General features: G+C 71.4%; 27 protein-coding genes. 16 read left to right on the forward strand and 11 right to left on the reverse strand.

The features are described 5' to 3' along the window. Positions 1 to 275: 275 nt before the first annotated feature. The 4 genes from lipB (at position 276) to ACIQAK_RS01885 (ending at position 3,475) form a co-directional block, all read left to right on the forward strand. Positions 276 to 1,100 (forward strand): lipoyl(octanoyl) transferase LipB, encoded by an 825-nt coding sequence (gene lipB, locus ACIQAK_RS01870; RefSeq protein ID WP_366388256.1) that lies wholly within the window; start codon positions 276 to 278, stop codon positions 1,098 to 1,100. Positions 1,101 to 1,292: 192 nt separating this feature from the next. Continuing rightward, on the forward strand, positions 1,293 to 2,270 hold the full coding sequence (gene lipA, locus ACIQAK_RS01875) for a lipoyl synthase (protein WP_366388255.1): 978 nt from the start codon (positions 1,293 to 1,295) through the stop codon (positions 2,268 to 2,270). Positions 2,271 to 2,536: 266 nt separating this feature from the next. Beyond that, a complete protein-coding gene (locus tag ACIQAK_RS01880; protein WP_366388254.1) occupies positions 2,537 to 2,737 on the forward strand; it encodes a hypothetical protein in 201 nt (66 codons plus the stop codon). Positions 2,738 to 2,767: 30 nt separating this feature from the next. After that, positions 2,768 to 3,475 (forward strand): DUF4191 domain-containing protein, encoded by a 708-nt coding sequence (locus ACIQAK_RS01885; protein WP_366388253.1) that lies wholly within the window; start codon positions 2,768 to 2,770, stop codon positions 3,473 to 3,475. Positions 3,476 to 3,601: 126 nt separating this feature from the next. Here ACIQAK_RS01885 and ACIQAK_RS01890 read toward each other — a convergent pair whose 3' ends face one another. Further along, complete coding sequence (locus tag ACIQAK_RS01890; RefSeq protein ID WP_366388608.1) at positions 3,602 to 4,009, reverse strand: RDD family protein; 408 nt, start codon at positions 4,007 to 4,009, stop codon at positions 3,602 to 3,604. 280 nt (positions 4,010 to 4,289) lie between these two features. Here ACIQAK_RS01890 and glnA point away from each other — a divergent pair, with 280 nt between their 5' ends. Then, positions 4,290 to 5,699, forward strand: coding sequence for a type I glutamate--ammonia ligase (glnA, locus tag ACIQAK_RS01895; protein ID WP_366388252.1), 1,410 nt, complete (start codon positions 4,290 to 4,292; stop codon positions 5,697 to 5,699). 357 nt (positions 5,700 to 6,056) lie between these two features. On the opposite strand, the gene ACIQAK_RS01900 is transcribed toward glnA, so the two are convergent. The 5 genes from ACIQAK_RS01900 to ACIQAK_RS01920 all read right to left on the reverse strand — a co-directional run bounded on the left by ACIQAK_RS01900 (position 6,057) and on the right by ACIQAK_RS01920 (position 11,158). Then, entirely contained in the window at positions 6,057 to 7,163 is a 1,107-nt protein-coding gene (locus tag ACIQAK_RS01900; protein ID WP_366388251.1) for an FUSC family protein, read from the reverse strand. An 86-nt stretch (positions 7,164 to 7,249) separates the two neighbouring features. Next, positions 7,250 to 8,671 carry a glucose-6-phosphate dehydrogenase gene (zwf, locus tag ACIQAK_RS01905; RefSeq protein ID WP_366388607.1) on the reverse strand — a complete coding sequence of 474 codons (1,422 nt, stop codon included), beginning with the start codon at positions 8,669 to 8,671 and terminating at the stop codon, positions 7,250 to 7,252. Positions 8,672 to 8,673: 2 nt separating this feature from the next. After that, on the reverse strand, positions 8,674 to 10,131 hold the full coding sequence (locus tag ACIQAK_RS01910; protein WP_366388250.1) for a sugar porter family MFS transporter: 1,458 nt from the start codon (positions 10,129 to 10,131) through the stop codon (positions 8,674 to 8,676). 206 nt (positions 10,132 to 10,337) lie between these two features. Then, the gene (locus tag ACIQAK_RS01915; protein WP_366388249.1) at positions 10,338 to 10,904 is read right to left on the reverse strand and encodes a GNAT family protein; all 567 of its coding nucleotides are present in this window, start codon (positions 10,902 to 10,904) and stop codon (positions 10,338 to 10,340) included. A gap of 80 nt (positions 10,905 to 10,984) precedes the next feature. Next, positions 10,985 to 11,158, reverse strand: a complete 174-nt coding sequence (locus ACIQAK_RS01920; RefSeq protein WP_366388248.1) for a hypothetical protein — start codon at positions 11,156 to 11,158, stop codon at positions 10,985 to 10,987. Positions 11,159 to 11,193: 35 nt separating this feature from the next. Here ACIQAK_RS01920 and ACIQAK_RS01925 point away from each other — a divergent pair, with 35 nt between their 5' ends. Next, entirely contained in the window at positions 11,194 to 11,466 is a 273-nt protein-coding gene (locus tag ACIQAK_RS01925) for an MmpS family transport accessory protein (protein WP_366388247.1), read from the forward strand. Positions 11,467 to 11,577: 111 nt separating this feature from the next. Here ACIQAK_RS01925 and ACIQAK_RS01930 read toward each other — a convergent pair whose 3' ends face one another. Further along, the gene (locus ACIQAK_RS01930) at positions 11,578 to 11,883 is read right to left on the reverse strand and encodes a hypothetical protein (RefSeq protein WP_366388246.1); all 306 of its coding nucleotides are present in this window, start codon (positions 11,881 to 11,883) and stop codon (positions 11,578 to 11,580) included. A gap of 120 nt (positions 11,884 to 12,003) precedes the next feature. Here ACIQAK_RS01930 and ACIQAK_RS01935 point away from each other — a divergent pair, with 120 nt between their 5' ends. Then, positions 12,004 to 12,363, forward strand: coding sequence for an arsenate reductase family protein (locus ACIQAK_RS01935; RefSeq protein ID WP_069757476.1), 360 nt, complete (start codon positions 12,004 to 12,006; stop codon positions 12,361 to 12,363). Between the two features lie 128 nt (positions 12,364 to 12,491). Here the strand turns inward: ACIQAK_RS01935 and ACIQAK_RS01940 are convergent, their stop codons facing one another. Beyond that, entirely contained in the window at positions 12,492 to 12,989 is a 498-nt protein-coding gene (locus tag ACIQAK_RS01940; protein WP_366388245.1) for a carboxymuconolactone decarboxylase family protein, read from the reverse strand. Positions 12,990 to 13,036: 47 nt separating this feature from the next. Here ACIQAK_RS01940 and ACIQAK_RS01945 point away from each other — a divergent pair, with 47 nt between their 5' ends. Beyond that, complete coding sequence (locus ACIQAK_RS01945) at positions 13,037 to 14,446, forward strand: PLP-dependent aminotransferase family protein (RefSeq protein WP_366388244.1); 1,410 nt, start codon at positions 13,037 to 13,039, stop codon at positions 14,444 to 14,446. A gap of 42 nt (positions 14,447 to 14,488) precedes the next feature. Here ACIQAK_RS01945 and ACIQAK_RS01950 read toward each other — a convergent pair whose 3' ends face one another. Next, positions 14,489 to 15,409 carry a Gfo/Idh/MocA family oxidoreductase gene (locus ACIQAK_RS01950; protein WP_366388243.1) on the reverse strand — a complete coding sequence of 307 codons (921 nt, stop codon included), beginning with the start codon at positions 15,407 to 15,409 and terminating at the stop codon, positions 14,489 to 14,491. A 197-nt stretch (positions 15,410 to 15,606) separates the two neighbouring features. On the opposite strand from ACIQAK_RS01950, the gene ACIQAK_RS01955 reads away from it, so the two are divergent. From ACIQAK_RS01955 to ACIQAK_RS01985, 7 genes are all read left to right on the forward strand, one after another. Further along, complete coding sequence (locus tag ACIQAK_RS01955) at positions 15,607 to 17,085, forward strand: hypothetical protein (RefSeq protein WP_366388242.1); 1,479 nt, start codon at positions 15,607 to 15,609, stop codon at positions 17,083 to 17,085. Between the two features lie 60 nt (positions 17,086 to 17,145). After that, the gene (locus tag ACIQAK_RS01960; protein WP_366388241.1) at positions 17,146 to 18,288 is read left to right on the forward strand and encodes an ARPP-2 domain-containing protein; all 1,143 of its coding nucleotides are present in this window, start codon (positions 17,146 to 17,148) and stop codon (positions 18,286 to 18,288) included. A 171-nt stretch (positions 18,289 to 18,459) separates the two neighbouring features. Next, positions 18,460 to 19,494, forward strand: a complete 1,035-nt coding sequence (gene glnII / locus ACIQAK_RS01965) for a glutamine synthetase (protein WP_366388240.1) — start codon at positions 18,460 to 18,462, stop codon at positions 19,492 to 19,494. Positions 19,495 to 19,890: 396 nt separating this feature from the next. Then, the gene (locus ACIQAK_RS01970) at positions 19,891 to 20,544 is read left to right on the forward strand and encodes a winged helix-turn-helix domain-containing protein (protein ID WP_366388239.1); all 654 of its coding nucleotides are present in this window, start codon (positions 19,891 to 19,893) and stop codon (positions 20,542 to 20,544) included. Between the two features lie 255 nt (positions 20,545 to 20,799). After that, entirely contained in the window at positions 20,800 to 22,068 is a 1,269-nt protein-coding gene (locus ACIQAK_RS01975; RefSeq protein ID WP_366388238.1) for a sensor domain-containing protein, read from the forward strand. Next, entirely contained in the window at positions 22,053 to 22,700 is a 648-nt protein-coding gene (locus ACIQAK_RS01980; protein WP_366388237.1) for a response regulator transcription factor, read from the forward strand. Before ACIQAK_RS01975 ends, ACIQAK_RS01980 begins: the two co-directional genes overlap by 16 nt. Positions 22,701 to 22,857: 157 nt before the next feature. Next, positions 22,858 to 24,486 carry a DUF1996 domain-containing protein gene (locus tag ACIQAK_RS01985; RefSeq protein WP_366388236.1) on the forward strand — a complete coding sequence of 543 codons (1,629 nt, stop codon included), beginning with the start codon at positions 22,858 to 22,860 and terminating at the stop codon, positions 24,484 to 24,486. Positions 24,487 to 24,561: 75 nt separating this feature from the next. Here ACIQAK_RS01985 and ACIQAK_RS01990 read toward each other — a convergent pair whose 3' ends face one another. Both ACIQAK_RS01990 and ACIQAK_RS01995 read right to left on the reverse strand, forming a co-directional pair. Continuing rightward, entirely contained in the window at positions 24,562 to 25,059 is a 498-nt protein-coding gene (locus ACIQAK_RS01990; protein ID WP_366388235.1) for a hypothetical protein, read from the reverse strand. Positions 25,060 to 25,086: 27 nt separating this feature from the next. Beyond that, a complete protein-coding gene (locus ACIQAK_RS01995; protein ID WP_366388234.1) occupies positions 25,087 to 25,839 on the reverse strand; it encodes a class I SAM-dependent methyltransferase in 753 nt (250 codons plus the stop codon). 132 nt (positions 25,840 to 25,971) lie between these two features. Here ACIQAK_RS01995 and ACIQAK_RS02000 point away from each other — a divergent pair, with 132 nt between their 5' ends. Further along, a complete protein-coding gene (locus ACIQAK_RS02000) occupies positions 25,972 to 26,877 on the forward strand; it encodes a metal-dependent hydrolase (RefSeq protein ID WP_366388233.1) in 906 nt (301 codons plus the stop codon). The last annotated feature ends 3 nt before the right edge of the window (positions 26,878 to 26,880 follow it).

A 26,880-nucleotide genomic window follows, 5' to 3' on the forward strand; every position in this document is an offset into this window, starting at 1 on the left:
GGCACGGGCCGCCCCTGGGGAACGGCGCGAATTTAGCGTCCGCCGGGGCGGTCGGAGACACCCTTTGCTCCACGTTCATCCGATCGTGTGAGGATTGTGGACAGAGCTGACAGAAGGGACCGGGCCTCCCCCAGGTCACGGATGCGCCCTCCACCTGCCGGTGGGCCGGCCGGGTGACGGCCGTACAGTGGATGCGGGCGCGATCAGTGCAGGGTGCCGTCATCCCGGGGACACCCCTCGGGGCACACGGCGTCCGACGTAGGGAGGCATCCGTCGTGAGCGAGCTGCGGTTCGTCCGTCTGGGCTTCGGCGCGGAGGCGGTCGAGTACCAGGAGGCATGGCAGAAGCAGCGTGAGGTGCACGCGGCCCGGTTCGAGGACCTGGTGCCGGACACCTGTCTGCTCCTGGAACACCCGCCCGTCTACACGGCGGGCCGCCGTACCGCCGACAGCGAACGCCCGCTGGACGGCACCCCGGTCATCGATGTGGACCGGGGCGGCAAGATCACCTGGCACGGTCCGGGGCAGCTGGTCGGCTACCCCATCCAGAAGCTGCCGCGTCCGGTCGACGTCGTCGCGCACGTCCGCCGGCTGGAGGACGCGCTGATCCGTACGGCCGCCGATTTCGGGGTGGAGACCTCGCGGGTCGAGGGCCGCAGCGGGGTCTGGGTGCTCGGCGATCCGGTCGGGCAGCGCCAGGCGCTCGGCGGGCTCTCGCTGGACTTCGACCCGAGACTCCAGGACGAGGAGTTCGACCCGCGGCTGAACGGCCCGGAGTACGCCCCGTCCAACGCCGGCCAGCGCCGCGAGGACCGCAAGCTGGCCGCCATCGGGATCCGGGTCGCCAAGGGCGTGACCATGCACGGCTTCGCGCTCAACGTGAACCCGGACAACACCTGGTTCGACCGGATCGTGCCGTGCGGCATCCGCGACGCGGGCGTCACCTCCCTGTCCAACGAGCTGGGCCGGGAGATCACCATCGAGGAGGTGCTGCCGGTCGCCGAGAAGCACCTGCGGGACATCCTGGAGAACGCGGAGCTCGCGCCCCGCGTGATCGAGCGGCCGGTCGAGCAGCCGGAGGCCGCGGCCCCGGCGCGATGACCGGAAAGCAGTACCGGTCAGTAGCCCCGACCGCCGTCACCGGCCGGGGAAGGGCCGGGCCAGGACCGGGGAATACGCCCCGTCGGCCGCAGGTTGGCCAGACGTAAGGACGTTTGATTTACGGGCGTACCCTGGTGTTCGCCGAAGAATCCCATGCGAATCCCACGCAGCAGAAAGCAAAGGGGAGCCGGAGTGTCCGCTGTCGCACCCGACGGGCGCAAGATGCTGCGCCTGGAGGTCCGAAACAGCCAGACCCCCATCGAGCGCAAGCCCGAGTGGATCAAAACGCGGGCGAAGATGGGCCCCGAGTACAAGCAGCTGCAGAGTCTCGTGAAGGGCGAGGGGCTGCACACGGTCTGCCAGGAGGCGGGCTGCCCCAACATCTTCGAGTGCTGGGAGGACCGCGAGGCCACCTTCCTCATCGGCGGCGACCAGTGCACGCGGCGCTGCGACTTCTGCCAGATCGACACGGGCAAGCCGCAGGCGCTGGACCGTGACGAACCCCGCCGGGTCGGCGAGTCCGTCGTCACGATGGACCTGAACTACGCCACCATCACCGGCGTCGCCCGCGACGACCTGGAGGACGGCGGGGCCTGGCTGTACGCGGAGACCGTGCGCCAGATCCACACGCTGACCGCTGAGCGGGAGGCGGGCGGCACCAAGGTCGAGCTGCTGATCCCCGACTTCAACGCCGAGCCCGAGCAGCTCGCCGAGGTCTTCTCCTCGCGCCCCGAGGTGCTCGCGCACAACGTGGAGACGGTGCCGCGCATCTTCAAGCGCATCCGCCCCGGGTTCCGTTACGAGCGGTCCCTGGAAGTCATCACGCGGGCCCGCGAGGCCGGCCTGGTGACCAAGTCGAACCTGATCCTCGGCATGGGCGAGACCCGCGAGGAGGTCAGCGAGGCGCTCCAGGACCTGCACGACGCGGGTTGCGAGCTCATCACGATCACGCAGTACCTGCGGCCCACCGTGCGCCACCACCCCGTCGAGCGCTGGGTGAAGCCGCACGAGTTCGTCGAGCTGAAGGACGAGGCCGACGCGATCGGCTACTCCGGCGTGATGTCGGGGCCGCTGGTGCGTTCCTCGTACCGCGCGGGCCGTCTCTTCCAGCAGGCGATGGAGGCGCGTGGCGCGGCCACCGGCAGCGTGCCGACCGCCCAGGCCGTGTGAGTCCGCTCACCCGACCTACCGAGCAGTAACCGCATGACCGACGCGGCCCGTCCGCTCCCCGCAGGTGAGGGACGCGGATGGGCCGCCTCGGCGTGCGGGGCACCGGAATGAAGGGTTCATTGGTGTTTGACCGACCGGTCACGCGCTGGTAACACCGAACAGTGACCCTAGGTACACGTGCAGCGGCGGCTCCCGCTGCCGCCGTCACCGCTTCCCGTACTCAGTCCGCGCCCCAGGGGGCGCACCCGCTCCGAGGGGGAGACACCATGCAGGCCGCCCCGGTCCGCGCCCACGCCCTTCCGTCCGTCACCACCGCCCTGCGCGCCGTCGAGTCGCTGCTGCTGAGCAGCGGCCAGCGCACCGCCCGCCGCAACGCCTGGACGGCCGTCCTGGAGGACCGCCGCCGGGCCATGGACCGGGTGAACTCCCCGTACGTACCGGGAACCGTGGCCGACCACCGTTCCTAGGCCGCTTCCACGCCACGTAAACTTCGGTACATGGCGAGGAAGGCAAAAACCGAAGGCGCGGACAGCGCCGAGAACGCGGGGCGGCTCAAGCAGATCGCCCTGACCTACAAGATGACCAGGCGGTCCGACAGCAAGATCGGTCTCATCGTCGCGGGTGTGGGAATCGCCACGTTCGGTGTCCTCCTCGGCATCGGCTTCGTGATCGGTCACCCGATCTACCTGGGCATCCTGGGCTTCGTCCTGGCCGTCCTCGCGATGGCGATCGTCTTCGGACGACGGGCCGAGCGAGCAGCCTTCGGACAGATGGAGGGCCAGCCCGGCGCTGCGGCCGCCGTCCTGGACCGGATCGGACGCGGCTGGACCACGACCCCCGCGGTGGCGATGAACCGCAGCCAGGACGTCGTGCACCGGTCGGTCGGCAAGGCCGGCATCGTCCTGGTCGCCGAGGGCAACCCGAACCGGGTGAAGGGCCTGCTGGCGTCCGAGAAGAGGAAGATGGCCCGCATCGTGGTGGACGTCCCGGTCCACGACATCATCGTCGGCAACGGCGAGGGCCAGGTGCCCCTGAAGAAGGTCCGCACCAAGATGCTGAAGCTCCCCCGCGTCCTGACCGGCCCGCAGGTGACCACCACCAACGACCGGCTGCGCGCGATGGGCGACCTGATGAGCAACATGCCGCTGCCGAAGGGCCCGATGCCCAAGGGCATGCGGATGCCGCGCGGCGGAAAGATGCGCTGACCGCGGTCGCGTACCCGTACGCGTACGTGTCATGAGCGGACGGCCCCGGACCGATGACGGTCCGGGGCCGCTGCGTTCCCTCCAGGGACTACGTCGTCTCCGCCAGGGACTACGTCGTCGCTGCGGCTACATCCGGACCTGCACGGCGCGGCCGAGGCGGTCGTGGAGGCCGCGCCCGTCGCGGTCCCAGACGAGGGCGGGGATGACGAGCAGGAGCAGGACGGTCCGTACGAGGACGCGCCCGAAACCGAGGCGGCCGCCGTCCTCGGAGACCACGCGGAGCCCCAGGAGGCGCTTGCCGGGGGTGCATCCGATGGTGCCGACGGTGAGGGCGCTCATCAGCAGGAAGACGCCGAGCGCCCAGTTCCCCGCCGCCTGCTGGTCACCGCGAGCGAGGAGCCCGTATGCGATCACCATGCAGAGCGACCAGTCGATGAAGACGGCCCCGAAACGACGGCCGAGCGGCGCGATGGCCCCGGGCCCCTCCTCGGGCAGCCCGAGGCGCTGGCCGCGGTAGCCGAAGTCGGCACCCATCTCTTCGGCGGCCGCGCGGGGCCCCGAGAGCCACGATCCGATTGCTTGCCTGTTGTCCACCCGTCCACGGTACTGCGCCCATGTTTGCGCCCGGCCGGGCGGGGCACGGAAACAGCCGCTGAGGTGCCGCCCGGCCCCGCCCCGGTTAACTTGGGCGAAACAAATGGGTCATGCTTGAGAAATCACGCCTGCCTATGGTCGGGTCCAGCGTGTGCCACCGCACTGGCCGCACAACGAGCTACAACCCCGTCCCTCCCGGGCCGGGAGTAGGAGGAGTTGGATGTTCCAGAACGCCGACGAAGTGCAGAAGTACGTAGCGGACAACGACGTCAAGTTCATCGATGTCCGGTTCTGCGACCTGCCCGGGGTGATGCAGCACTTCACGATCCCGGCAGCGACCTTCGACCCGGCCGAGGAACTCGCCTTCGACGGTTCGTCGATCCGCGGCTTCCAGGCGATCCACGAGTCCGACATGGCGCTGCGCGCGGACCTGTCGACGGCTCGGGTGGACCCCTTCCGCCGCGACAAGACCGTCAACATCAACTTCTTCATCCACGACCCGATCACGGGCGAGCAGTACAGCCGTGACCCGCGCAACATCGCCAAGAAGGCCGAGGCCTACCTCGCCTCGACCGGCATCGCGGACACCGCGTACTTCGGCCCGGAGGCCGAGTTCTACGTCTTCGACAACGTCCGCTTCCAGACGTCGGCGAACGAGAGCTTCTACCACATCGACTCCGAGGCCGGCGCCTGGAACACCGGTGCGGTGGAGAACAACCGCGGCTACAAGGTCCGCTACAAGGGTGGCTACTTCCCGGCCCCGCCGGTGGACCACTTCGCCGACCTGCGTGCCGAGATCTCCCTGGAGCTGGACAAGAACGGCCTCCAGGTCGAGCGCCAGCACCACGAGGTCGGCACCGCCGGCCAGGCCGAGATCAACTACAAGTTCAACACGCTGCTCGCCGCGGCCGACGACCTGATGCTCTTCAAGTACATCGTGAAGAACGTCGCCTGGCGCAACGGCAAGACCGCGACCTTCATGCCGAAGCCGATCTTCGGCGACAACGGCTCGGGCATGCACGTCCACCAGTCGCTGTGGCAGGGCGGCTCGCCGCTCTTCTACGACGAGCAGGGTTACGCCGGCCTGTCGGACATCGCGCGCTACTACATCGGCGGCATCCTGAAGCACGCCCCGTCGCTGCTGGCGTTCACCAACCCGACGGTGAACTCCTACCACCGCCTGGTCCCCGGCTTCGAGGCCCCGGTCAACATGGTGTACTCGCAGCGCAACCGCTCCGCCGCGATGCGCATCCCGATCACCGGCTCGAACCCGAAGGCCAAGCGCGTCGAGTTCCGCGCCCCGGACCCGTCCTCCAACCCGTACCTCGCCTTCTCGGCGCTGCTGATGGCGGGCCTGGACGGCGTGAAGAACAAGATCGAGCCGGCCGAGCCGATCGACAAGGACCTCTACGAGCTGGCTCCCGAGGAGCACGCCAACGTCCAGCAGGTCCCGACCTCCCTCCCGGCCGTGCTCGAGGCCCTGGAGGCGGACAACGAGTACCTCCAGGCGGGCGGCGTCTTCACGTCGGACCTGATCGAGACCTGGATCGACTACAAGCGCACGAACGAGATCGCCCCGATCCAGCTGCGCCCGCACCCGCACGAGTTCGAGCTGTACTTCGACATCTAGGACCGCCGCAGGTCAGGGGGGTTCTCCTCTCACCTGGGCCGTCTGTGGGCCGTCGGCCGTCACCCTCCGGGGTGGCGGCCGACGGGCGTTTCTGCGTCCAGCCACGTCCAGCCGGAGCCGGAGCACAAGCTCCATCCATCGCCCTCGGACGGGGCCGGGCCGGCTCCAGCTGTTCGAGCGCGCGCCGACGCCGCCGGCGGATCTGCCCGTACGGGAGGTCGTCGCCGTGAGCCGCATCCTCACCGACCTGGCCCTGGCCTGGGCCGGCCCGGCGTCGTGCACGACTGCCTGTAGCGCCGTGGCGGGGGCTGCCGATGCCGGTTCTCGCGGTGCCGGTAGCGGAGGCCGTGTACCCGGTCACGGCCCGTGGGGGCTCCGGCGTCGTAGGCCGGGGACGGACCACCGTGAGTTCGGTGGCGCCTGGAGGGGGACCTCGGTGGCTCTCTCGCGTACGGCACGTTCGGCCTCGTCCGGGTCCGCGCCGACGCAGACCAGGACGTCCTGGGAGACCAGCCGTACGCTCTCCCAGACGGCGACCGGGAGAGCCTGTCCCGCCACCGGGGCGCCCTTGACGACGGCTAGGGTCCGGCGGCTCACGTGCCGGCGTACGGCAGGGCCGGCGGGGGCCGCCGCCAGTGCTCCCAGGAGACCGGACAGCTCCCGTACCGCGTGTGCGATGGCCTGCCGGTGCCGCGTGTCGAGGGCGGCGGCGCCGCGGATGAGGGTGAGGCAGCTGTTGCCCAGCAGGTCCAGGCGCTTCGTGGACGCGATCTCCTGGTGCACGGACTCCTGGCCGCCCAGCCAGTGAGGGGTGCGCCGGACGACGGCGATGGTCTCGTCCCGGGTCCGGCCGAGATCGTTCAGCAGGGCGTAGACGGGGCGCAGCTCGTTCCACGGGCGCGCGTCACGTTCCTCGTCCGACTCGTCCAGCGCTCGCGCCGTCAGTTCCAGTGCGCGGCTCAGCCCATCGAGCGTGGCGGCCTCGGCGTTCCTGAGCAGGACGAGCGGCCGCGGCGGGAAGAGGAGCTGGCTGAACACGAGCGCCACCCCCGCTCCGAGCAGGGCGTCCTCGACCCGGTCGATGCCCGCCTGCTGTCCCGCCGCGACGGAGATCACCGCGCCCACGGCTGCCTGAGCCATCGTGATGCGCTCTCCGCCGACGAGCAGCGCGACGAGGAGCGCGCACAGGACGGCGACGCCGACGGACGGGGCACCGTGGCCGAGGAAGCGGAAGGCCAGTTGCCCGACGACGACGCCGGCGATGACCCCGGACAGGACCCGTACGGCGTTGGTGCCGCGCCCTCCGACGGGTGTGTTGAGCGCGACGATCGTGGCGATCGGGGCGAAGAGGGGGACGTGGTGGTCGAAGGCGTTCCTGGCGATCCACCAGGAGAGGGCGGCGGCCACGGCCTGCTGGAGCACAGGCCACAGGTTCTCCCTGACGCGCCGCCACGCCTCGTGCATCGTCCTCTTCGGTCCTCGGCGGGATGCGCGGAGCGTCCCGTGCCGCACTGGTCCTCGCGCGCCCGCCGGGGATCGCGCGCCGGCCATCAGACGTCGTCGAACAGACGGTTGCCCAGCTCGTGCCAGCTCCGCAGTCCGGGGAGCCGGCCGGCCTCCTCCGGGCCCCAGCTCCCCGGCGCGTACGCCTGGGGCGGCTCGGCCGGGTCGAGCACCGGCTCCACGATGCGCCAGCACTCCAGGACCGTGGGGAAGAACGCGAAGCACTCGGGGTCGCCCACGACGGCTCCGTACAGGATGTTCTCGTACGGGAGTTCCTGCCGTCCCAGCACCCGTGCGAAGTCGACACCGATGGGGACGGTCATCGGCCCGGAGGTTCTGTCGGGCTTGCTCAGCATCAAGTCCGCCCTGATCCCGGTGTCGCCGTCGACGCGGAAGCGGATGGTGTTGGCGGGCGCTCGCGTGCCCTCGCCGAAGAGTTCCAGGGGGGGTTGGCGGAGTTCGACCACGACCTCGGTGGCGGAGACCGCCAGGGCCTTTCCGCTGCGGAGGAAGAAGGGCACGCCGGCCCAGCGCCAGTTGTCGACGAACACACGAGTAGCGAAGTAGGTCTCGGTCCTGGAGTCCGGCTCGACGCCTTCGACGTCCCGGTACCCGTCGTACTGGCCGCGAACGGTGTCGGCCGGGTCCATCGTGCGGGTCGCGTGCAGGGCCCGCCACTTCTCCAGCCCCTGCGCCTCGGCGTTGGTGGCGCTCGGTGGTTCCATCACCAGGAGGGCCAGGACCTGCAGCATGTGGTTCTGCACCACATCGCGCAGACAGCCCACCGCGTCGTAGAAGGACCCCCGGTCGGCGACGTCGAAGTCCTCGGCGAGGGTGATCTGGACGTTGTCGACGTAGGCGCGGTGCCAGATCGGTGCGAGCAGCGTGTTGGCGAACCGGGAGACCATCAGGCTCTCGACCGCGCGGTTGCCCAGGAAGTGGTCGACGCGCAGAAGGTGGGAGTTGTCGAAGTGGGAGGACAGCTCGTCCTGCAGCTTCCGTGCCGATGCGAGGTCGTGTCCGAACGGCTTCTCCACCACCAGGCGCGCGTCGCGGTTCATGCCCGCCCTGGCCAGCGCGGCGGCGACCTCGGTGAACAGCGACGGAGGGATCGCCATGTAGTACGTCACGAACGCGAACCCCGCCACGGCGTCCCGCAGCCGGTCGAAGGTGGCGTCGTCGGCGAAGTCACCGGTGACGATGGACAGGCCCTTCGCGAACCGGGTGAAGACCGCCTCGTCGATGTCCGTGCCCGCGGCGACGACCGCTTCCCGCGCGTGCTCGCGCAGGGTGTCGTCGTCCCAGTCGACGGCCGCCACACCGATCACCGGCACGGTCAGCCTGCCGGACTCGGTGAGCCGGTACAGCGCGGGCAACAGCATCTTCTTGGCCAGATCGCCGGAGAGCCCGAAGATCACCAGGGCGTCGGAGCGTTCGAGGGCGGCTGGGCCGAAGTAGCTGTCGCTCATCGTCATCGGCCTCTCTCGGCTCTGCCGGCTGTCTCGGGCTCGTGTCCGAAGCGGGACTGCAGAGCGGCCTCGATCTGCTCGGGGCCGCGGCCCTTGGTCTCCGGCAGGTACCGGCCGACGAAGAAGAAGGCGACCACGCAGATTCCGGCGAAGATCCAGAAGGTCTCGCCCTGTCCGATGGCGGACGCCAGGGGCAGGAAGGCGAGGCTGACGATGAAGTTGGAGACCCAGTTGACCGCGGTGGCCACACTCGAGCCCTCCGCCCGGACGGACGGCGGGAAGATCTCACCGAGCAGCGTCCAGAACACCGGTCCGAGGCCGCCCGCGTACGCGGCGATGTAGATGACCATGAACAGCAGCGTCAGCACCGAGCTCATGTCGACCACGAACGCGAGCCCGAGCATGAAGATCGAGACGGCCATGAGGGCGAGCGAGACCAGGACCATGATCCTGCGGCCCGCCCGGTCGACCAGCCGGATCGCCACCAGTGTCATGAGCAGGTTGATCACGCCGATGAACACGGAGTAGAAGATGGAGTTCGACGCGTTCAGACCGGTCTGCTGAATGATGGTCGGCGCGTAGTAGATGATCGTGTTGATGCCGCCGAACTGCTGGACGGCGGCGAGCGTGAGCCCGACGACGAGGGCCGGGCGCACATCGGGGGTGAACAGCTTTTTGGCTCCCCGGTCGGCCGTCCTGGAGTTCCGTTCCGCCTTCTCACGCTCCTCGGCGATCCGCTGCTGGGCCCGCGCGACCAGTGTGTCGGCCGTGGCCTCGTCGGTGACCGAGGCGATCCCCTCGCGCGCCCGGTCGGCCTGGCCGTGGGAGATGAGCCACTGCGGCGATTCGGGGAGGAACCACACGGTGGCCGCCACCATCAGGGCGGCCGGAATGGCACCGACGGCGAACATGGCCCGCCACATCTCGCTGCTCGAGAAGGCGAGATTGACCAGGTAGGCGATGAGGATGCCGAGCGTGATCATCAGCTGGTTCATGGTGAGCAGCCGGCCGCGGATCCTGGTCGGTGAGATCTCGGAGAGATACACCGGCACGGTGGCCGACGCCGCTCCGACCGCGAGACCGAGGATCACCCGGCCCGCCATGAGCATCAGATAGCCGCTCGCCGCGCTGGCGATCGCGGTGCCGATGATGAAGACCACGCCGATCGCGCCCAGCGCCTTGCGTCGGCCGAGTCCGTCGGACACCCGGCCCGCCGAGGTGGCGCCGATCACCGCCCCGATGAGGAGCACGCTGACCACGCTCCCCTGCTCGAAGGAGTTCAGGCCGAAGTCCTGCTTGATGTAGAGCAGGGCACCCGACACGACCCCCGTGTCGAAGCCGAAGAGAAAGCCGCCCAACGCGACGGCGGCTGCCCAGAGTGTGATCCTCCGTTGCGCCTCCGGAGACACCTCGCCGAGCGGACCGCGGGTGCCTGGCTCTCTGGAGAAACCCTGAACCATGTCACTTCCTCGTGTCTCGATGCGTCGTCAGACCAACGAGACCACCCTTCACCCGGTATCGGCGGAAAATGGGGTCAATCGGGTGACGGCGCAGTTATGGAAAGTAGACCTTCGCGGGTATCGGCGGAGGGCGGTGGACGGTTTCCGGATCGGCGTGCGCCGACGCCGGACGTGCGGCGCCGGTGCGCGCCGACGCCGCACGCCCGTCAGCGCAGCGAAGGCCGCGCCCGCCCCGCCCAGAACTCGTCCGCCGTGATGCCCAGCAGGACCACGTCGTGGTAGGCGCCCGCGAAGAACTCGTGCTGGCGCAGGCGGCCCTCCTCCACGAAGCCGAGAGTGCGGTAGAGGGCCAGGGAGGCGTCGTTGAAGGCGTAGACCTCCACCTCGCACTTGTGGCAGCGCTGTTCGGCGAACATGTAGGTGAGGACCAGCTCGGTGGCCTCGGCCGCGTAACCCTGGCGGCGGTGTTCCCGGGTGACCTCGATGCCCGTACGGAAGCGGCCGGCGCGGGCGTCCGTCTCGCCCACCGATATCGCGCCGACGAAGGCGTGTTCGAAGCGGGTCTCGATGACGAGTTGGTACGAGGCGGGGTTCGGCGTGCGGCCGGCGCGCTCGGCCGCCCAGGCGCGGAAGCTCTCGTCGGAGCGGGGCGGCTCGACCAGGTCGGCGTTGCGGGCGTCCACGGTGTGCAGGGCCAGGGCCCGGAAGCCCTCCCAGTCCGCCGGTTCGATGCCCCGCAGGCGTACCCTCTCGCCGGTCCACAGGTCGCTCATCGCACTCCCCCCACCCGGAGGCGATGGGGGGCCCGGAGTCCGCCCTTCGACATGATCGCCTCGGTCGTCGTCCGGTCACATTAGAGGAGCCGGTCGCAGGAGAGGGGCCGGTCATATGTCGCGGGGCCGGTCGGCGGCTGGTCGGACCCCCCGCCTGCCGCGCCGCCGAAGAGGCGGCGCACGTGGCCGTGGATTCTGCTGGTGGTGGCCCTGCTGCTGATCGGCGGCTGCGTCGCCACCGTCACCCTGGTCACCAACGAGGTGTCGGACGAGCGATCGGACGGTCCGGGTGCGGTACGAGGTGACCGGCACGGCCGAGAGCGTCTCCATCGCCTACAGCACCTGGCAGGACGGCGACCAGTCGACGAGCCAGGTGACGGCACGGAGCCTGCCGTGGACGAAGGAGGTCACGGCGAAGGGGTTCATGAAGGGTGCCACGCTGGGCGTCACCCTCGGGGAGTCCGGTGGAGAGGTCGCCTGTTCGGTGATCGTCGACGACCAGCCGCCGCGCAGGGCCACCGCGTCGGGGGCGTTCGCCACCGCCACCTGCAGCGGGTCCTGAGTCGATGGCCCTGCCGGTGCCCCCGGACCGCGCGGGCCGGGGGCACCGGGTCGGTCGCCCCCGGACCGCGCGGACGGGGGCACCGGGTCGGTCGTCGCTGGGCGGGTGGGGTCAGCGGCCGTAGCGGATCAGGGCGCGGACCATGCGGCAGGTGGTGTCGGACGGCGGGTGCATGCCCAGGCGCTCGGCGGTGGTCCGTATCCGGTGGTTTCCGGCGCTGGCCGGCTGGTAGACCCCGTTGTCGAGCAGGGCGATCGCCAGGCGCATGGCCTTGAGGCGGCGGTTGTGCGAGACGTACCACTCGCGGGGGCGGCCCGCGGGCAGTCGCTTCTTCGCCGGCGGGGTGGGAAGCGGCGGGTGGAAGGGCATCGGGAGCTGTCGGTCGAGCGGCTCGGTCCTGGCTGCGGCAACGGCCATCGGCATCCTCCTGGCAGGGTGGTGGAACCCTCATGAACTCCCTCCATTTTACTGCCCGCCACTGACAATCGCCCCTGGCCAGAGGGGTTTTCGGGCCGTCCCTCGCGTAACCTTGGCCCCATGGAGATCTGGATCAATCCGGCCTGTTCCAAGTGCCGCAGCGCACTCACCCTGCTCGACGCGGAGGGGGCGGACTACACCGTCCGGCGCTACCTGGAGGACGTGCCCTCACCCGAGGAGATCCGGGCCGTCCTGGACCGGCTCGGGCTGGAGCCGTGGGACATCACGCGGACGCAGGAGGCGGTGGCCAAGGAGCTGGGGCTCAAGGAGTGGCCGCGGGAGGCCGGTTCGCGGGAGCGGTGGATCGCCGCCCTGTCCGAGCACCCCAAGCTGATCCAGCGGCCCATCATCACCGCCGAGGATGGTACGGCCGTGGTGGCGCGGAGCGAGGAAGCGGTACGGGACGCGCTGGGGCGGTAGCGGTCAGGGGGCGGCCCCGCCTCGACGGTGGACGGGGTCGGTCCCGCCCCGCCCCGCCTCGACGGTCGGACGGGGTCGGCCTCGCCCCGCCTCGACGGTGGACGGGGTCGGTCCCGCCCCGCCCCGCCTCAGCGCTCGTCCGTGCCCGGGCGCTTGGCCGTGGCGAGGGCGATGCGGTTCCAGGTGTTGATGGTGAGGATCAGGGCCAGCAGCTGCGCCAGCTCCTCCTCGTCGAAGTGGGCCGCCGCCCGGTCGTGGACCGCGTCCGGGACCCCCGCGTCCGCGATCCGGGTGACCGCGTCGGTCAGGGCCAGGGCCGCCTGCTCCTTCTCCGTGAAGAAGTGGGCCGCCTCCTGCCAGACCGCGACCATGTGCAGCCGCTCCTCGCTCTCCCCCGCCTTCCGCGCGTCCGTGGTGTGCATGTGGAGGCAGTACGCGCAGTGGTTCAGGTGCGAGGAGCGGATCTGGACCAGCTCCACCAGCGCCGGGTCCAGCCCCTCGCGGGCCGCCGCGTCCAGGCCGATGACGGCCCGGAACACCTTCGGGGCGGCCTTGGCGAAATTGAGCCGAGCGGAGGGGGCGGGAGTGGTGGCGCGGTCGTTCGTCTTGATCTCTGTCGTCGTCATGGGTACAAATCTACGAGGACGGGCGACCGGTTGCGGGGTGCATTTCCATGACGAATTCATGGGTCAATTCAGCGGAGATCCTGGGCAGTGATTTGCCGCTGGAGCTTTCCGCTACGGGCAACCGCCGCACCGTCCTGATGGGTGCCCTCCGCGAGGCCGCCCGCAGCGGTCGGCTCGCCCCCGGCACCCGGCTGCCGCCCTACCGCTCCCTCGCCGCCGACCTCGGCCTTGCCCGCAACACCGTCGCCGACGCCTACGCGGAGCTTGTCGCGGAGGGCTGGCTCGCCGCCCGCCAGGGCTCGGGCACCCGGGTCGCCGAGCGGGCCGCGCCCGTGACGCCCGCCCACCGGCCGCGCACCCCGGACCGCCCCTCCCGCCCGGTCCACGACCTGGTCCAGGGGCGGCCGGACCCCTCGGCCTTCCCGCGCACCGCCTGGCTGGCCTCGGCGCGCCGGGCGCTCGCCGCCGCCCCCGACGACGCGTTCGGGCCCGGTGATCCGCACGGGCGGCCCGAGCTGCGGCGAGCCCTGGCCGGCTATCTGACCCGGGTGCGCGGGGTGCGGGCCGCGCCGGAGCGCATCGTGCTCTGTTCGGGAGCCGCGCACGGGCTGCGGCTGCTGGCGGAGGTGGTGGGCGGCCCCTGGGCGGCGGAGGCGTACGGGCTGCCGTTCCACCGCGGGCTGCTCGCCTCGCACGGGGTCGGCACCCGTCCGGTGGGCGTGGACGGGGACGGCGCCCGGGTCGGCGAACTGACCCGCCGCGACCGGGCCGTCCTGCTCACGCCCGCCCATCAGTTCCCGACCGGCGGCCCGTTGCACCCCGCGCGGCGGGCGGCGGCGGTCGACTGGGCGCGGTCCACGGGCGGGCTCGTCGTGGAGGACGACTACGACGGGGAGTTCCGCTACGACCGGCAGCCGGTGGGCGCCGTCCAGGGGCTCGATCCCGAGCACGTGGTGCTGCTGGGGTCGGTGAGCAAGAGCCTCTCCCCCGCCCTGCGGATCGGCTGGATGGTGCTGCCCGAGCGGCTGGTGGTGCCCGTCGTCACGGCGAAGGGCGAGCGCGAGCAGTTCTCCGGCGCCATCGAGCAGCTCACCCTCGCGGACTTCGTCGAGTCGGGCGCGTACGACCGCCAGGTACGCCGGATGCGGCAGCGCCACCGGCGGCGCCGGGACCAGCTGGTGGCGGCGTTGGAGCGGCGGGCCCCGCACGTCCGGGTCACCGGGATCGCGGCGGGGCTGCACGCGGTGGTGGAGCTGCCGCCGGGCACCGAGCGTTCGGTGGTGCGGGCCGCGGCCTGGCAAGGGCTAGCGGTGGAGGGGCTCGCCGACTACCGGCACCCGGGGGCGGAGGAGGCGGACGGTGAGCGGGACGGGCTCGTCGTGGGGTACGCCACGCCCACCGAACACGCCTACCCGGAGGCGTTGGAGGCCCTGTGCCGGGCCCTCCCGCCGGAGTGACCTCCCGAGTGGCTGACCCGCCACCGGGGTGACCTCCCCTGGCTACCCCGCCTGGTTCTCCGCCTCCGCCAGCAGCTCCGTGAGGTGGAGGCCGAAGCGGGCGTCGCAGGCGTGCGGCACCCCCGTACGTACCGCTTCGGCCAGCGCGTCCACCGCTCCCCGGAAGGCGGCCTCCGCGCCGTCCCAGTCCGGGATCGCCGCCGTCCCGTGCTCGCCCCGCAGCTCGATGTCCATGCCCGCCGCGGCCGGCGGGGCGCTCAGGCCGAGGGTGACCGTGCTGGAGGCGCCGGAGGTGTGGCGCAGGATCAGGTGGGTGGTGTCGGCGGGGCCGCGGGCGGCGGTCAGCTCCGTGACCTCGCCGAGCACCGGGATCAGCACCGAGAGCGCGTGCGGGCCGACGTCCCACAGGCCGCCCTTCTCGCGCCGCCACGGCGAATCGGCGTACTCGCTGGCCGAACCCTCGGCGTAGAGCGAGCCGAGCCACTGGGCGCGGGCGGTGAACCAGCCGCCCAGCGCCGTCTGTTCGGCGATCCACGCAGAGGTCTCGGGCGTGAAGCGGAGCGTGCAGAAGACCACCGAGGCGACCTCCGCCTTCGCGGCCGCCTCCGCGACCGCGCGGGCCCCCTCGACCGTCGTGGCGACCGGCTTGTCCATCAGGATGTGCCGGCCCGCCCGCGCCGCCCGGACCGCGAGCGGGGCCTGGATGTCGGGCGGCAGCGCGAAGGCCACCGCGTCGCTGGTCTCCAGGAGCGCGTCGATCCCCGCCTCACCGGTGTACGCCCGGGTTCCGTGGGCGGCGGCGAGGACCTCCGACGCCTCCGCGCGGCGTCCCCACACCCCGCTCAGCTCGACGCCGGGGTGGGCGGCGAGCGCGGGAGCCTGGGTGTTGCGCGCCCAGGGGCCGGTGCCGAGGAGGCCGATGCGCAGGGGGGCGGGGGTGGTGGTGTCGGCGGGTGTCGTCATGGGGCCAGTGTGCCTGGTGTGCCGGCACCGCGAGGAACCGGCCGAATGCGGTGGCGGAGAACGGGCGTCCCCGGTTACGTTTCGGGAGCCGGCCGCGGGACTTCGGCTGCGACTTCCGAGACGTGCCTGTATAGCGATGATTTCGTTGTTCGCGCCTCCATTCCCCGGCCGGCGTCTGCGTCCACCGGGGGAAGACCATGAACACGCCCGAAACCCTTGCCGATCTCGTGGCCGCCGAAGACGTCCTGCTCTTCGTGAACGCGGCGATCACCGCGACCGGACAGCGTGAGTTCCGTTCGGACGCCGTCGGCCAGCAGCTTTCGCTGGAGTTTCTGCACACGTATGTACGGGTCAATTACCGCCACCTGTACGCCGCTTCACTAGCCCTGGACATCAACGACCACAACGCCGCCCGGATCGTGTTCGGGTTGCTGGAGACCGCGGGCGAGGCGAGCGCCGAGGAGCGGCGCACCGAGGGCCGCCTGATCGCCGCCCGGCTGGCGCGGCTGCCTCCGCAGCGGGTCTACCGCCTCTTCGGCGAGGTACGCCGGGCCGGGATCAACAACCGGCGCACCCGGGCGATCATGCGCGACTGGCTGGTGGCCCGGCCGGACCTGGGGCACGACGCGGTAAAGTACCGCAGCGGGGTGAGGACGGCCGCCCGGCACATCCATCTGCGCTGCGCCGAGGGGGCCGGGCCGTCGGCCGAGATCGGGGCGTTCCTGTTCCGGCCGGGGAGGCTGCCGCGCTACGAGCACCGGCTGTTGGACGCCTGGCGGCGCGCCCACTACGAGCAGGGGGCCGTGGCCGAGCTGCCGTTCACCGTCGCGGAGGGGTTCGCGGCCCGGCACGGGATGCAGCGCGAGGTGTTCCTGAAGCGGGCCGCGCCCCGGATGACGCGGCTGGAGCGGCTGCGCACCCAGGAGCAGCGGGTGGTGGGCGACCGGCGGCCGGATGCCGATCTGACCGTGGTGCCGCTGACCCGGCTGGCGCTGTACGTCCTCGCGCTCCCCTTCGAGCAGCGCGCCGCCCGCCGCGCGGAGCTGACCGGCGCCCTGCGTGCCGCCGCCCGCCGGGCCGCGGGTGGGCACGCCGGGAGCTGGGGCCGGGTGCACACCGTGCTGGACGACAGCTTCTCCTCGTCCGGGTCCGGGCAGAAGCGGCGGCGGCCGCTCGCCGTGGCCCTGGCCTGCCATCACCTGCTGGAGGCGCTCGCCGCACCCGGCGCGTACCGGGCGCTGTGGACCTCGGGCCGGGGCGACGCCCTGCTCGTACGTCCGTGGGGGCCGACCCCGCTCGGGATGCGGGTCCTGGACGCGCTGGAGCCCGGGCCGGACGGCGCGGCCCCGGACCGGCTGGTCATCGTGTCGGACGGCTGGGACAACGCCCCGGCGGGTCTGGCGGGAGAGGTGCTGCGGGTATGGCGGTCGCGGCTGGATCCGGAGCGGCGGACGGGTGTGGTGCATGTGAACCCCGTATACGACGCGGACGGTTTCGACGTGCGGCGGCTCGCGGCAGGGGTGCCGACGGCCGGGATCCGGGACGCGGAGGATCTGCCCGCGCTGGTGGAGATCGCCCGCTTCGCGGAGGGCCGCACCGGGGCGGCGGAGCTGCACGCGTATCTGGACCGGCGGGTGGCGCTGTTCCTGGGTGAGGGCGAGGGAGAGGCTTCGTGAACCGGCTCCTGGGAGAGGTGGAGGCTTCGTGAACCGGCTCCTGGGAGAGGGGGAGGTCGCGTGAACCGGCTGGAACTCACCGGGCTCGCGACGCGGCCCGCGCAGGTATGGGGCGGCGTCCGGCTCGTACCGCTGGTGCGTGCGGCGCCGGTGGAAGGGCTCCGGCTGCACCGGGAGGTGTACGAAGGGCTCGGGGTGGGGCTCGTCGAGCTCGGGCCCGGTAGCCGCTACGTCTCCTACATCCCGCACGGGCTGGTCGCCGACTGGTCGGGCCAGGACCCCGAAGTGCCGCGCGCCGGCGGGCGGTCGGCGGCGTACGGAACCCAGCTCGGCGACGGGCGCGCCGCGCCGCGTACCATCCGGCTGCCCCGGCTCACCCACCACCGCATGGCCAAGCGCCGCCCCGGCGACCGGCTGCGGTTCCTGCCGCTCCACCTGGCCCTGGAGGGGTACCTCGCGCTGCACTTCGGCGGCCCGTCGACCGCCTGGGAGGAGTGGTCGCGCCGGGCACTGCGCGCCGGGCTCTCGCCGCGCGCGGAGGACACCTACCTCGGATGGTCGGTGCGCGGGCTCGGGGACGCGCTGCGGATCTTCGAGATCCACCCGGACCAGTGCGGGGTGATGGTGTACGTCTCCGACGCGCTCGCCGCGGCGTTCGCGGTGCCGCACCCGGAGGACTACCGGCTGCTGCACGCCTCGCTGGTGGAGGACCTGTACGGGGAGCTGGTCCACCAGTACGGGCTGTACGGGGCCCCGGTGGCGGAGTTCGGGGCGCGTATCGGAGGCGAGGAGCACATCCGTACGCTCGCCGATCTGCGGGCGGCGGCGCGCGGGCAGGAGCGGGCGTGGCAGGAGGCGCACGAGACGCTGTTCGCTCGGGAGCTGCTGGATTCCTCGTACGGGTTCGACCGGGTGTACCGGATGGGGTCGTTCACGCTGTGGCGGTTCCTGCCGCCGTTCGTCCGGGACGGCGGCGGGCAGCACATCGGGGAGACGATCACCGACCACAAGGGGCAGGTCGCCTACCTCAAGACGTTCCGGCTCTCCGACGCCCAGATCCGGCGCGGCTATCTGCTGCACACTCTCGCGGACGCGGACTGGGAGCTGTCCCGGGCGGCCGAGGCGCTGGGGTCGAGCCGCGAGGAGCTGGTGCGGCGCATCCGCGCGGCCGGGTTCTCGGAGCTCCTCAAGGGGCATGTGTGAGGCGCGGAGGGGCGGTTGCGCGGCAGGACGGCGCAGGACGGGCCCGGACAGGGCGTCCTCCTGAGGCAGGAAACCTCGGTAACACGGGGTTCACACTCGGGCAACGGACGGGAAACGGCGTCTTGCGAAGCTGCGCGGCATAGACCGCTGCACCCGCAAAGGATGGCGTCCGTGACGTTCAAGGCTGAGTACATCTGGATAGACGGCACCGAGCCGACCGCCAAGCTGCGCTCGAAGACGAAGATCATGGATGGCACGCCGTCGCAGGACGTGGCGGATCTGCCCATCTGGGGATTCGACGGTTCCAGCACCAACCAGGCCGAGGGCCACGCCTCCGACCGGGTGCTGAAGCCCGTCTTCACCTGCCCGGACCCGATCCGCGGCGGCGTGGACATCCTCGTGCTGTGCGAGGTCTTCGACATCGACATGACGCCGCACGAGTCCAACACCCGGGCCGCGCTGCGTCCGGTCGCCGAGCAGTTCGCGGGCCAGGCCCCGGTCTTCGGTATCGAGCAGGAGTACACCTTCTTCGCCGGCCACCGCCCGCTCGGCTTCCCCGAGGGCGGCTTCCCGGCCGCGCAGGGCGGCTACTACTGCGGTGTCGGCGCGGACGAGATCTTCGGCCGGGAGATCGTGGAGAAGCACCTCGACAACTGCCTGGCGGCGGGCCTCGGGATCTCCGGCATCAACGCCGAGGTGATGCCGGGCCAGTGGGAGTTCCAGGTGGGTCCGCTCTCGCCGCTGGAGGTCTCCGACCAGCTGTGGGTGGCCCGTTGGCTGCTCTACCGCACCGCCGAGGACTTCGACGTCTCCGCGACGCTGGACCCGAAGCCGGTCAAGGGCGACTGGAACGGCGCGGGCGCGCACACCAACTTCTCCACCAAGGCGATGCGCGAGGGGTACGACGCGATCATCACCGCGTGCGAGTCGCTGGGCGAGGGCTCCAAGCCGCTGGACCACGTGAAGAACTACGGCGCGGGCATCGACGACCGGCTCACCGGTCTGCACGAGACCGCCCCGTGGAACGAGTACAGCTACGGCGTCTCCGACCGCGGCGCCTCGGTCCGTATCCCCTGGCAGGTCGAGCAGGACCAGAAGGGCTACATCGAGGACCGGCGTCCCAACGCCAACGTCGACCCGTACGTCGTCACGCGGCTCATCGTCGACACCTGCTGCACCGCGCTGGAGAAGGCCGGCCAGGTCTGATTCCCGAAGCCGTACACGACAGGGCCCGCCGGATCACCGGCGGGCCCTTCGCATGCGATTCCCCGCTCGTTGGAGACATGGGGAAGGAAAGGTGAGCGCGATGAAGCACAGCGTGAGGAAGGTAACGCCAGGAGGCCGTATCGACGGGTGAGAGGAGTCTGATGCACAGCCGCGATGTCTGCTTCAATGGAGCCATGGCCAGCTTCCAGTACATCGCGTCGGGTCGCAGCGACCTCGAGCCGTTCTGGCCTTCCCGTCAGCACCATGATTTCGACCGGGTGTGTTGCCGCGCGTGGAACGCGCAGGCCCTCTAAAGCCGCTCACCCCGGCCTTCGGTCCGCGCGCACGACGTAAGTCCGTCCTCGACGACTCCTCGCGCGAAAGAGCTGACCCTCCATGGCGAACACCCGTACATTCTCCGCCGCTTCCGCTGCCACCGCAGCCTCCCCGGCGCCCGCTGCGGCCAACCCCACCGCCCGCTCCCTCTCCCCCAACCGGCACCGCCTGCGCGCCGTCGACCGTGACGAGGTCGCCCGGCTCTCCGACGTGGCCGACTTCCTGCCGCCGGGCGCGACCTGGCTGCCCGCTCCCCAGCACACGCTTCCCGCCCTGCCGGGCCAGCCGCCGATGATCGGTTACCTGGTGCTCGTCCCGGCCGACCAGCAGCCGGCGCTCGCCGGTGCGGTCGCCGCCTCCCAGCCCGGCCGGCAGGGCCTCGCGCCCCTCCCCCAGCAGCCGGCGCCGGAGCGGGTCGAGGAGGCGCCGTCGCCCGGCCCGGTCCGGATCGACTCGACCCGGCGGACGGCCTCCGTCGACGGGGTCACCCTCGACCTCACGTACCTGGAGTTCGAGCTGCTGGCCCACCTGGTGGCGCACCCCCACCGGGTGCACACCCGCGACCAGCTGGTGACGACGGTGTGGGGGTACGGGCACGTGGGCGACGGGCGCACCGTCGACGTCCATGTCGCCCGGCTGCGGCGCAAGCTCGGTGCGGAGCACCGCCGTTCGATCCAGACGGTCCGCCGGGTGGGGTACAAGTACACGCCCTGACCGACCTCTTGCACGTCCGGCGGCCCCGGACCACGGTCTCGTTCCGTGGTCCGGGGCCGCCCGTGTGTGTCAGGTCTGCTGGGTGCCGCCCCAGCCCCGGGGACCCTGCTCGGGTGGAGCCGGGGCCAGCGGCGGGGGTGGTGCTGGCTACACCCCCGGGTGGGTGGCGGACCGGCTGCCGCGAGTGGGCCGACGGGGGCGAGACTTGATCCGGAGCGGGGCCGGTCCGGGTCCTGCGAGGGGAGACGGACGACGATGAACACACTCGCTGTACGGGTACGGCCGCCGATGCTGGCGGCGGGACGAGGGCTGGCCCTGTCGGTCTACGGGCTGGCGGTCTCCGTCACCCTGTTCGTCCTCGCGGTGCTCTCGATCACCCTCATCCTGCTGGGCATCGGCGTGTTCACCACCCCGGTGGTGCTGGAGGCGGTGCGCCGCCATGCCAACCAGCGGCGGTTGTGGGCGGCCGACTGGTCCGGCGTGCGCATACCCGTGCCGTACCGCCCGCTCCCGCCGGACCTGCGCGGGGGTGTCACCGGGCAGGTGGAGCGGACCTCGCTGCTGCTGAAGGACCCGGCGACCTGGCGGGACCTGCAGTGGCTGCTGGTCGACATGACGGCGGGCCCGGTCGTGGCGCTGCTCGCCGCCACCCTGCTGATCTACCCGGTCGAGGGGCTCGTCCTCGCGGCGGGACTGTGGCGGGTGTTCCAGGACGACCCGTACTGGTACGGGTTCGTGCCGGTGAGCAGCCAGGGGACGGGGCTGGCCGCGCTGGCGCTCGGGGTCGTCATCTTCGTGGCCGGGCTGTGGGCGGCGGCGCCGCTGCTCCGGCTGCACTTCGTCATCGTCCGCCCCCTGCTGGCCCCCACCCCGGAACAGACGCTGGCGCAGCGCGTGGACCGGCTCACCGAGACGCGGACCGAGGCGGTGGACACCGCCGCCTCCGAACTCCGGCGCATAGAGAGGGACTTGCACGACGGGGCGCAGGCCCGGCTGGTCGCGATGGGGATGAACCTGGGCACGATCGAGGCGCTCATCGAGAAGGACCCCGCCCAGGCGAAGGAGATGCTGGCCATGGCCCGGGAGTCCTCGGCGGAGGCGCTGACCGAACTGCGCGACCTCGTCCGGGGTATCCACCCGCCGGTCCTGGCCGAACGGGGCCTCGGCGACGCGGTCAAGGCACTGGCCCTGCGGCTGCCGGTCGCCACGGAGGTGACGGTGGAGCTGCCGGGGCGGGCGGAGGCGTCGGTGGAGTCGGCGGCGTACTTCGCGGTGAGCGAGGTCCTGACCAACGTGGTGAAGCACGCCGGGGGCGACCGGATCTGGGTGGACCTGCACCACGCCGAGGGGATGCTCCGGGTCTCCGTGACGGACAACGGCGGGGGCGGTGCCCGGATCGGCTCGGGGTCCGGGCTGAGCGGAATCGAACGGCGACTCGGTACATTCGACGGCGTCCTGGCCGTCAGCAGCCCCGCGGGCGGTCCCACCATGGTCACCATGGAGCTGCCTTGCGTGTTGTCCTAGCCGAAGATCTCTTCCTGCTGCGCGACGGACTGGTGCGCATGCTGGAGGCGTACGGGTTCGAGATCGCCGCGGCCGTGGAGACCGGGCCCGAACTGGCCAAGGCTCTGGGCGAGTTGGACCCGGATGTCGCGGTCGTCGACGTCCGGCTCCCGCCGTCCCACACGGACGAGGGCCTGCAGTGCGCCCTGGCGGCCCGGCGGGCGCGGCCGGGCCTGCCGGTGCTGGTGCTCTCCCAGCACGTGGAGCAGTTGTACGCACGGGAGTTGCTGGCGGACGGCAACGGGGGCATCGGCTATCTGCTGAAGGACCGGGTCTTCGACGCCGACCAGTTCATCGACGCCGTACGGCGGGTGGCGGCGGGCGGCACCGCGATGGACCCGCAGGTGATCTCCCAGCTCCTGTCGCGGCGTTCGCAGGACGAGCCGATGGACGGGCTCACCCCGCGCGAGCGGGAGGTGATGGAGCTGGTGGCCCAGGGCCGGTCCAACACGGCGATCGCCGCCCAGCTGGTGATCACGGAACGGGCGGTCGCCAAGCACACCTCGAACATCTTCGGGAAGCTCGGCCTGCCGCCGTCGGACGACGACAACCGCCGTGTGCTGGCGGTGCTCGCCTACCTGGACCACGGCTGAGCGCAGGTTGATGCCGTAATGGCCTTGTTCGCACGGCAGTTGCGCATTCGGGCCGCTTTCCCGCTGGAGCTTCGCACGAATCGGCCGGGGGGCTGAACAGGGGACCGGGTCCGCCCGTATGGGACGTCACGCTTCTCCCTCGAAGCAGAGGAGTCCCATGCGACGCACAGCGCGTACACCCCGTACGTCCCGCAAGAAACGCTCCAGCCCGGCCAACCGGGCCATAGCCGCCTCCGCTGCCCTGATCCTCGGCGGAGGCGGGCTGGTGGCGGTCAATGTCTACGCCTCCGCGGGGGGAGGGCCGTCCGGTTCGCCGCCCACGCCCCGGGCCCAGGACGCGGGCCGCCAGATGTCCACCATCGACTGTCCCGATGCCGGTAACGAACTGCCCGATGTGCCTGAGCAGGCACGTGGCGAGGTCGACCGCGAACTCGCGGCGATGGATACCCAGATCACCGAGGCCTACCGGCAGTTCGCCGACCGGAAGGAGCAGATATCCCAGGACCCGGGGCTCGCCGAGAACGCCGTACTCGGCCCGTTGCGGAACAAGCGGACGGCGAGCCTGGACCGCATCGGCATCGCCATCGGGCGCGCCGGAGAGCGGCCTGTGGGGATCGAAGGTCTCGCCGGGTGCAGCCTGCGCGCCGACGACAGCGCCTCCGGAAGCCCGGGCGGCGATACAGGTAACGGCGGATACGGCGAAAACGGCGGTGCCGGCGGCAACGGCGGTAACGGCGGTAACGGCAGCGGTGGCCAGGACGACGGCCAGGGGCAGGACCAGGGCCAGAATCAAGGCCAGGGCGGTGACCAGGGCCAGGGTGACAACCAGGGCCAAGGCGAGAACCAAGGCCAGGGCGACGGCCAGGACCCGGGCGATGGGCAGGATCAAGGCCAGGGCGGCAACGGGCCCGAGCCGTCCGATTTCGTCGACATCCAGTCCGTCCAGCCCAATGTCCAGCGCCCCCGCCAGCGACGCGGCGCCTCCCGGGGCACCTTCACCACCGACTGCGGCCGCAACGAGAACGGCAAGTTCAACCCGGACAACGTCATCGTCGCGCCCGGCGTGAGCAACGGCGCGCACCACATGCACGATTACATCGGCAACCAGGCCAACGACGCCTTCGCCAGCGACGACGATCTGGCGAACGGTGCCACCACCTGCCGTAACCAGGGCGACCGGTCCACCTACTACTGGCCCGTGCTGCGCCTGCAGAACGGTCAGGACGAGGACGACGTCAACGCCGACGGCGGTGGCAAGGACCAGAATACCGGCGAGATCCAGACCCCGTCCCAGGTGACGTTGAAGTTCGTCGGCTCCCCCGCCGGGAAGGTCACCGCGATGCCCCGCTTCCTGCGGATCATCACCGGGGACGCGAAGGCGTTCACCAACGGCGACGCCAACGCCCACGCCTCCTGGAGCTGCACCGGGTTCGAGAACCGCCAGCTGAAGGACAAGTACCCGATCTGCCCCGAGGGCAGCAAGGTGGTGCGTACCTTCGCCTTCCAGAACTGCTGGGACGGACAGAACACCGACAGCGCCAACCACCGCACCCATGTGGCGTTCGCGCAGCCGGGCGGGCGCTGCCCGAACGGGTTCCGGGCGGTTCCGCAGCTGGTCCAGCGGATCGTGTACGACGTGCCGCCGGGGCCCGGCTTCGCCGTCGACTCCTTCCCCGAGCAGCTGCACAAGCCGATCACCGACCACGGAGACTTCATCAACGTCTTCGACCAGCGGCTGATGAAGACCATGGTGCGGTGCATCAACGACGGGCGCCGGTGCCGCTGATCCGACACCCGTCGGTTCCGGTGCCGCTGACGCGGCACCGGAACCGGTAGCGCCCGTCCCCCTCGACCTGCGCGGTCAGCTCCCGTGGTGACCGGAGTGCCCTTCCTCGCTCCCCCCACCGCCGCTCTCCCCCGAGTGGTGCGGCGAGGCGGTCTCCACCGTCCCCCCGAGCCGGCCGCGCAGCGCCGCGACCACCTTCGCCTCACCGGCGGCGACCCACCGCCGGCCGACGAGATACGAGCCGCCGTAGTCCTTGGCCTCGTTGATCCACTCGCGCTGGCCGCGGTCGGTGGCGAAGGTGGTCAGTACGTAGCGCCCGCTCCTCGTGCGGCAGTTGGCCTGGCGGAGCTCCTGGGCGTCGGTCTGTACGTTGGGCTCGCAGCCGGCCCTCTCGGCCAGCTGCTCCAGGGTTCCCGTCGCGGTCGGCGGTGCCGAGGGAGGGTTCTTCCCGGCGCCGTCGGCCGCTTCCCTTTCGCCGCCCGCGCTGCACCCGCTCAGGAGCAGCAGCGCTGCCAGAAGGGTGCCCGCGGCCCGGGGGCCGACTCCGACTCGCCGTTCCGGTTCTGTCGCCATCGGCCCATCCTGCACCCAAAGGCAGGCTCAGGGGCGGGCTACGGCAAGACTCACGACGTAGGCCTCCTCCACCGCACCGTCCGGGAACCGAGAGGTCAGCTCGGCGTGTTCGCGGGCCAGGCAGTCACGCACCGCCGCCGGGTCCGCGACCAGGAAGTCGGAGTACGTGGCGATGTTGGCGAGGTGCACGTCGATCGGCACGCGACGGCTCCAGGCCACCAGCCGGGTACGGAAGTCGAGCCCTTCGGGCAGCGCGGCACGGAAGCGGGCCCGGTCGTCGTACCCGGTCGGGACGTCGGCCCCGAAGAAGGTCCGCAGCCGCCGGTCCTGATCGCCGATCCATTCCACCCGCGGGTCGGAGTCGTTCCACCACAGGGCGAGCGCCCCGCCCGGCCGCAGGACCCGGCGCGCCTCGGGCACCGAGTGGACGGGGTCGGTCCAGTGCCAGGCCTGGGCGTATGTGATCAGGTCCAGGGAGCCGGTACGCAGCGGCAGCCGGTCGCCGTCGCCCCGGACCACGGGCACATCCGGCAGGCTCCGGCGGAACTGCTCGGCCATGCCGTCGCCGGGCTCCACCGCGATGATCCGGGCGCCCCTCTCCCGCAGCCGCGCGGTGCCGAGGCCGGTGCCGGCGCCGACGTCCGCGACCCGGGCCCCGGACAGGGGCAGGCCGGCGAGCTCCTCGACGGCGTCGAGCAGGGCAGGAGGGTAGGAGGGGCGGTTCGCGGCGTAGGCGGCGGCCACGCCGTCGAAGGAGCGTGCCCGTACGGAGTTCGTCATACCGCCATCATGAAGCGGCGGGAGCCCGCCGGGCCGAAGTTCCGGGGACGGGGTCACGTGGCCGGAGCGATCAGCGCGATCAATCCGTGCACGCCTCTGGTCCCCCCGGGTACCCGTCAGTACATTGACACCATGTCTAACACGCAGCCAGCGGCGGTCGCGTCGGAGCGGACGCCGCTCAAGGCCCGCAGGGTCTCCTTCGCCTGGGAGAAGACCCCCCTGCACTGGGTGCCGGGCGATCCGTTCACCACGCACACCATCAACGTGCTCCACCTGCTGCTCCCGGCCGGGGAACGCTGGTTCATCCACGTGTACCGGCAGATCCTCCCGTACATCCACGACGAGCAGCTCCGCGAGGACGTGATCGGGTTCATCGGCCAGGAGGCCGTGCACTCGCAGGCCCACGACGATGTGCTGCCGCGCCTGCGGGAGTTGGGCCTGGACCCGACCCCGTACACCGCGCAGGTCGACTGGTTCTTCGAGAAGCTGCTCGGCGACCGGACGCTGCCGCCGGGGCGGGCGTCGAAGTGGTGGCTGATGGAGCGGGTGGCGACGATCGCGGCGATCGAGCACTACACCGCCTTCCTGGGCGACTGGATCCTCAACGCCGAGGCGCTGGACCGCAAGGGCGCCGATCCGACCATGCTGGACCTGCTGCGCTGGCACGGCGCGGAGGAGGTGGAACACCGGTCGGTGGCGTTCGAGGTGTTCACGCATGTCGACGGCGGCTACCGCAGGCGGGTGCGGACCTGGGCGGCGGCCTTCTCCGCGCTGGTGTTCCTGTGGCAGCGCGGGACCCGGTTCTTCATGGAGAACGACCCGAGCCTGCTGGACGGCAAGGCCTCGTTCAGGGCGTTCCACGCCGGCGGCAAGCAGGGGACGCTGCCCAGCACGGGGGCGATCCTGCGGTCCATACCCAGCTATCTGAGCCGGTCCTACCACCCCTCGCAGGAGGGCAGCACGGCCCAGGCCGTCGAATATCTCGCCCACTCGCCCGCGGCGCTCGCCGCCGAGGCCCGTACGACGGGAACCCGCTGACCC

It is taken from the genome of Streptomyces sp. NPDC088706, assembly GCF_044752765.1.
Taxonomy (GTDB): domain Bacteria; phylum Actinomycetota; class Actinomycetes; order Streptomycetales; family Streptomycetaceae; genus Streptomyces.

Bases quoted from the DNA above. Each gene is read 5' to 3' on its own strand.
- zwf (WP_366388607.1), bottom strand. From the start codon at position 8,671: ATGAGCGACAGCTACTTCGGCCCAGCCGCCCTCGAACGCTCCGACGCC.
- ACIQAK_RS01945 (WP_366388244.1), top strand. From the start codon at position 13,037: ATGACGAATTCATGGGTCAATTCAGCGGAGATCCTGGGCAGTGATTTG.
- ACIQAK_RS01990 (WP_366388235.1), bottom strand. From the start codon at position 25,059: ATGGCGACAGAACCGGAACGGCGAGTCGGAGTCGGCCCCCGGGCCGCG.
- ACIQAK_RS01930 (WP_366388246.1), bottom strand. From the start codon at position 11,883: ATGGCCGTTGCCGCAGCCAGGACCGAGCCGCTCGACCGACAGCTCCCG.
- ACIQAK_RS01890 (WP_366388608.1), bottom strand. From the start codon at position 4,009: ATGGGTGCCGACTTCGGCTACCGCGGCCAGCGCCTCGGGCTGCCCGAG.
- ACIQAK_RS01885 (WP_366388253.1), top strand. From the start codon at position 2,768: ATGGCGAGGAAGGCAAAAACCGAAGGCGCGGACAGCGCCGAGAACGCG.
- ACIQAK_RS01955 (WP_366388242.1), top strand. From the start codon at position 15,607: ATGAACACGCCCGAAACCCTTGCCGATCTCGTGGCCGCCGAAGACGTC.
- ACIQAK_RS01915 (WP_366388249.1), bottom strand. From the start codon at position 10,904: ATGAGCGACCTGTGGACCGGCGAGAGGGTACGCCTGCGGGGCATCGAA.
- ACIQAK_RS01985 (WP_366388236.1), top strand. From the start codon at position 22,858: ATGCGACGCACAGCGCGTACACCCCGTACGTCCCGCAAGAAACGCTCC.
- ACIQAK_RS01900 (WP_366388251.1), bottom strand. From the start codon at position 7,163: ATGCACGAGGCGTGGCGGCGCGTCAGGGAGAACCTGTGGCCTGTGCTC.
- glnA (WP_366388252.1), top strand. From the start codon at position 4,290: ATGTTCCAGAACGCCGACGAAGTGCAGAAGTACGTAGCGGACAACGAC.
- ACIQAK_RS01950 (WP_366388243.1), bottom strand. From the start codon at position 15,409: ATGACGACACCCGCCGACACCACCACCCCCGCCCCCCTGCGCATCGGC.
- ACIQAK_RS02000 (WP_366388233.1), top strand. From the start codon at position 25,972: ATGTCTAACACGCAGCCAGCGGCGGTCGCGTCGGAGCGGACGCCGCTC.
- ACIQAK_RS01995 (WP_366388234.1), bottom strand. From the start codon at position 25,839: ATGACGAACTCCGTACGGGCACGCTCCTTCGACGGCGTGGCCGCCGCC.
- ACIQAK_RS01935 (WP_069757476.1), top strand. From the start codon at position 12,004: ATGGAGATCTGGATCAATCCGGCCTGTTCCAAGTGCCGCAGCGCACTC.
- ACIQAK_RS01970 (WP_366388239.1), top strand. From the start codon at position 19,891: ATGGCGAACACCCGTACATTCTCCGCCGCTTCCGCTGCCACCGCAGCC.
- ACIQAK_RS01910 (WP_366388250.1), bottom strand. From the start codon at position 10,131: ATGGTTCAGGGTTTCTCCAGAGAGCCAGGCACCCGCGGTCCGCTCGGC.
- ACIQAK_RS01880 (WP_366388254.1), top strand. From the start codon at position 2,537: ATGCAGGCCGCCCCGGTCCGCGCCCACGCCCTTCCGTCCGTCACCACC.
- ACIQAK_RS01975 (WP_366388238.1), top strand. From the start codon at position 20,800: ATGAACACACTCGCTGTACGGGTACGGCCGCCGATGCTGGCGGCGGGA.
- ACIQAK_RS01940 (WP_366388245.1), bottom strand. From the start codon at position 12,989: ATGACGACGACAGAGATCAAGACGAACGACCGCGCCACCACTCCCGCC.